This window comes from Psychrobacter sp. (assembly GCF_030457785.1).
GTDB lineage: Bacteria > Pseudomonadota > Gammaproteobacteria > Pseudomonadales > Moraxellaceae > Psychrobacter.
This window is the reverse complement of the sequence record NZ_JAKDUI010000221.1, coordinates 1-4,358: the sequence shown is the minus strand read 5'-3', so window position 1 is coordinate 4,358 and position 4,358 is coordinate 1. Positions and strand designations below refer to the sequence as shown.

The 4,358-nt window shown below is 45.1% G+C and carries 5 protein-coding genes; all 5 read left to right on the top strand.

Annotated elements, in window-relative coordinates:
* Window positions 1-45: 45 nt before the first annotated feature.
* The 5 genes from L0J61_RS09620 to L0J61_RS09600 all read left to right on the top strand — a co-directional run bounded on the left by L0J61_RS09620 (window position 46) and on the right by L0J61_RS09600 (window position 4,337).
* Window positions 46-669 carry an aminodeoxychorismate/anthranilate synthase component II gene (locus L0J61_RS09620; protein WP_301466232.1) on the top strand — a complete coding sequence of 208 codons (624 nt, stop codon included), beginning with the start codon at window positions 46-48 and terminating at the stop codon, window positions 667-669.
* A gap of 114 nt (window positions 670-783) precedes the next feature.
* Window positions 784-1,905, top strand: coding sequence for an anthranilate phosphoribosyltransferase (trpD, locus tag L0J61_RS09615; protein WP_301466231.1), 1,122 nt, complete (start codon window positions 784-786; stop codon window positions 1,903-1,905).
* Between the two features lie 102 nt (window positions 1,906-2,007).
* Window positions 2,008-2,877: an indole-3-glycerol phosphate synthase TrpC gene (gene trpC, locus L0J61_RS09610; RefSeq protein ID WP_301466230.1), complete on the top strand. Its 870-nt coding sequence runs from the start codon at window positions 2,008-2,010 to the stop codon at window positions 2,875-2,877.
* 135 nt (window positions 2,878-3,012) lie between these two features.
* Window positions 3,013-3,744: a Smr/MutS family protein gene (locus tag L0J61_RS09605; protein ID WP_301466229.1), complete on the top strand. Its 732-nt coding sequence runs from the start codon at window positions 3,013-3,015 to the stop codon at window positions 3,742-3,744.
* 119 nt (window positions 3,745-3,863) lie between these two features.
* Window positions 3,864-4,337: a DNA-3-methyladenine glycosylase gene (locus tag L0J61_RS09600; RefSeq protein ID WP_301466228.1), complete on the top strand. Its 474-nt coding sequence runs from the start codon at window positions 3,864-3,866 to the stop codon at window positions 4,335-4,337.
* Window positions 4,338-4,358 lie beyond the last annotated feature (21 nt).

Here is a 4,358-nt window from a genome sequence, read left to right as displayed (position 1 = left end):
AGATACACCCCCAATAAAATAATAATATAATGAGTTGAAAGCCGAATGATATTAATGATCGATAATTACGACAGCTTTACCTATAATATTGTGCAGTACTTCGGCGAGTTACAACAGGATCTCACTGTCTGGCGCAACGACCAAGCCACCATCGAGCAAATCAAGGCGCTAGCACCCGATGTCATCGTTATCGGTCCTGGGCCGTGCGATCCAGACCGTGCAGGTATTTCGCTAGACGTCATTGACACCTTCAAAGGCATCATACCTATATTAGGTATTTGTTTGGGTCATCAGGCAATTGGTCAGGCCTTTGGCGGTCAAGTAGTCAAAGCAGGCAAAGTGATGCATGGTCGCCGGTCTGACGTATACCATAATGCACAAGGTGTATTCGCAGACCTACCCAATCCTGTACAAGTCACACGCTATCATTCACTAGTGGTTGATAAAGTCAGTCTACCAAACTGTCTTGAAATGACAGCATGGACACAAAATACAGATGGTAGTATTGAGGAGATCATGGGTATACGCCATATCAAGTACGCTGTCGAAGGAGTACAGTTCCACCCTGAGTCCATATTAAGCGAGGCAGGCTACCAGCTACTCAATAATTTTTTGAAGACACACAATGTAGCAGTACTGCCTACAGACCATTTACCACAAGTTGGTTAACGCACCGTTCAATATGAAAGGTTGGACGTACAGCCACCCGAGCTGCGTTTTCACCACTTAGCACTCACATAAAAACAGACATTCACCTATATAAAAACAGCAAGCGAGAATATAATGAGCCTGACAAAAATAGAAGAAGCCCTCACGCCAGATAGCATCGCTCAACTGTCTGATGAAGAGGTACACAAACTGCTGGCAACAGCTTTAGACAGGGTTTTTCAGCACATTGATTTGACGTTTGATGAAATGTACCAAGTCATGCTTGTCATCATGCAAGGCAGATGCAGCGATGCTATGATGGGTGCTATTTTAACTGCTCTACGCATGAAAGGTGAATCGATTGATGAGATTACCGCCTCAGCAAGTGCCATGCGTACTTTGGCTGCCAACATCACACCCGAAAGCTGTGACTACTTAGTTGACATCGTTGGTACTGGTGGCGATGGCGCTAATTTGTTCAATGTCTCCACTGCATCGGCTATGGTAACCGCTGCTGCCGGCGCGCAAGTCGCCAAACACGGAAACCGCGGGGTCTCTACCAAGTCAGGGAGTTCAGACTTGCTTGAGCGAGCTGGCATTAGCTTGGCACTGACGCCAGAGCAGGCCAAACAATGTATAGAAAACGAAGGTATTGGCTTCTTATTTGCACCGAATCACCATAGCGCCATGCGCTACGCTGTTCCTGTGCGTCGTGAGTTAAAAGCGAGAACCATTTTTAATATTTTAGGACCATTAACAAATCCAGCTGGCGTCCCCAATTTGGTTATTGGTGTGTTTACGGCACAGTTATGTGAACCTATCGCCAAAGTAATGAAGAATTTAGGCGCACGACACGTCATGGTCGTCGGTGCAAAAGACGGGCTGGATGAAATCAGTCTGGCGTCCCCAACCACAGTTGCTGAGCTAAAAGACGGAGAAGTTTCTGTCTATGACATAACGCCGGAAGACGTTGGTATCGAATCACAAACACTGATCGGTCTTGATGTTGCGTCCCCTGAGCAAAGCCTTGAACTGATACGCGCGGCTTTATCAGGTACAGAGACGAGCGATACCTCTGTTCTCAAAGCCCGTGATATGATTGCACTGAACGCAGGTGCAGCAATATATACAGCAGGCCTTGCCAGCAACTACCCTAATGGTGTGAGCCGAGCACAAAAAATCATACAAAATGGCGACGCTCTAGCTAAGCTTGAGTCTTTAGCGCAGTACACACAAAAACTCGCGGCTGACGCTTAAATCAGGCCATATGATAGTTAGGACAAACTACCCATACGTAAAATCAAAAATTAAAGCCAGCTACCACTGTCTATTTACATCTAACGATATTCGGATATAAGCATGACCAATACAGACATACCTTCAGTACTACAGCGAATTGTCGCGACCAAAAAAATCGAAGTACAAGCAGCACGTGACGTGCTATCTCTTGAAGATTTACAGGCGCAAGTATTAGCTGACACTCACCCACGCCGTGGTTTTGCAAATGCCTTGCGAGCCGCTAGTACCCAAGAAAACGGTGTCGGCATCATCGCTGAAATAAAAAAAGCATCGCCCTCTAAAGGGGTTATCAATCAAAACTTCGCACCTGCCTTATTTGCCAAGCAATATGAGCAAGCCGGTGCCAGCTGTCTGTCCGTACTGACCGATCGAGATTACTTCCAAGGTGATGACAGCTATCTTATCGCAGCAGCAAATACAACTAGCCTGCCGATACTACGCAAAGACTTCATGATAGATGTGTATCAGATTTATCAATCCTATCTAATGGGTGCAGATTGTATATTACTCATCATGGCTTGCCTAGATGATGCTCAAGTACAAGAATTACATGCGCTAAGCATCGAATTAGGTATGGACGTTTTGATTGAGGTTCACACGCAGTCCGAGCTTGAGCGCGCGCTTGCACTACCACGTTCAGATCACAATATTTACGGTATCAATAACCGTGACTTAAACACTTTTGATGTCAACTTACAAACCACACTCGACTTAAAAAATATATTAATCGACGCATTGGCCGCTGATGCTGACAGCAGCGCACCGAAAGCACTCATCGTGACCGAAAGTGGTATTCATAGCAGTGCTGATATTCGTTTGATGTTAGACAATGATATTCAGCATTTCTTAATCGGTGAGCAGTTCATGAAGACTGATCACCCTGGTCAAGCACTACAATCCCTACTTGCAGGTCTGTCAGCAGACGAGTAAGGTAGCTTAAACAGTACCTAAAATAGTAAAAGTAGCTCAAACCATAAAAGCGATTTTGAAAGTAAAGCCACCCTGAAAGCGGCTACTCGATAAACGATTTAACATTCATCCATTAACCAACGATACTCAAAATTTATGTCAAACTCTCTATTCTCAAAAGAAATGCAAGATCAGCTCAAAGAACTCAAAGGTCAACTGAGCAAAGGCCGTGACACCAACTCCCCAGAAGGTGAAAATCAAAAGCCAACAGAACCAGTCTCACTGCCTACGCAAAAACAAGTCAAAAAGACAGTCAAACGGATGGATAGTGAACATATCGATGATGATAAAGTACTTTTCATGCAAGCGATGCATGGCGTCGAGATGCTGGAAGACAAAAACGTGCGCTCGCCTACCAATACCGCAAAAGCCAGCAAACCTGATGCAACCACGCTGTCAAAGCGTGCCGCAGCCCAAGGCAGTGATAGCATTGATCTAGGTGCAGGACTCTCGGACATGCAGGCACTACTAAACCCTGTCGCTGCTGAGGCGCAACTGTCTTATAAACAGCCTACTCTGCAAAACAAGGTCTTCGATCAACTTAAAAAAGGCAAACTCCGTTGGTATGATGCGGTAGACATTCACGACTGTACCATCGAAGAAGCCCGCGAAGCGATGACTCAACTACTAAGTCAAGCCAAACAAAATAATGAAACCGTGGTGAAGATTGTCCATGGTAAAGGCAGCGAAGCCATCCTAAAAACCTGTGTCAATGGTTGGCTGCGCCAGTTACCTGAAGTATTGGCCTTTTGCTCTGCGCCGCCAAAAGATGGTGGTAACGGTGCTGTACTAGTACTGCTAAAAAAACCTAAGTCAGACAGTGAGTAATAGATTCGACGAGTCTGGCGATACTATTTAGATCACAAATAATACTTGTTGTGATTTAAATAGCATGGAACCCAAAGGATTGCTGCTAGCAGTCCTTTTTTTATAGAAGCGAATCCGTTATGAGCATGCAAATCATTGAGAACTCTGATCAGCTAGAAAAACACATAACAGCACTGATTGCTATCGAACCAAAGTTCGCTGCTGTTTACAAGCAAGTTGGATTGCCTAGCCTGAGACACAAAGAGGCAGGATTTGAGCAGCTGGTACGCGCGATGGTTGGTCAACAGCTTTCAGTGGCAGCTGCAGCGAGTATTTGGCAACGTCTGCTGGATGCTGGCTTGGTAACACCTCAAAGCATCATGAACGCAAACGATGACGAGTTACGAGCACAAGGGTTATCTAAGCAAAAAATCCGTTATATAAAATCCTTGGTAGATCACGATATTGACTTTGCAGCACTAGAGACCATGGAAAACGAGCAAGTCGTTAAAACGCTGACCGCCGTTACTGGTATTGGACGTTGGACAGCAGAAATGTATTTACTGTTCTCGTTAAAACGGGGAGTTTCCCAAACTCTGTGTAACTGCTTATAATCCACTAACAGGAGAATAAGC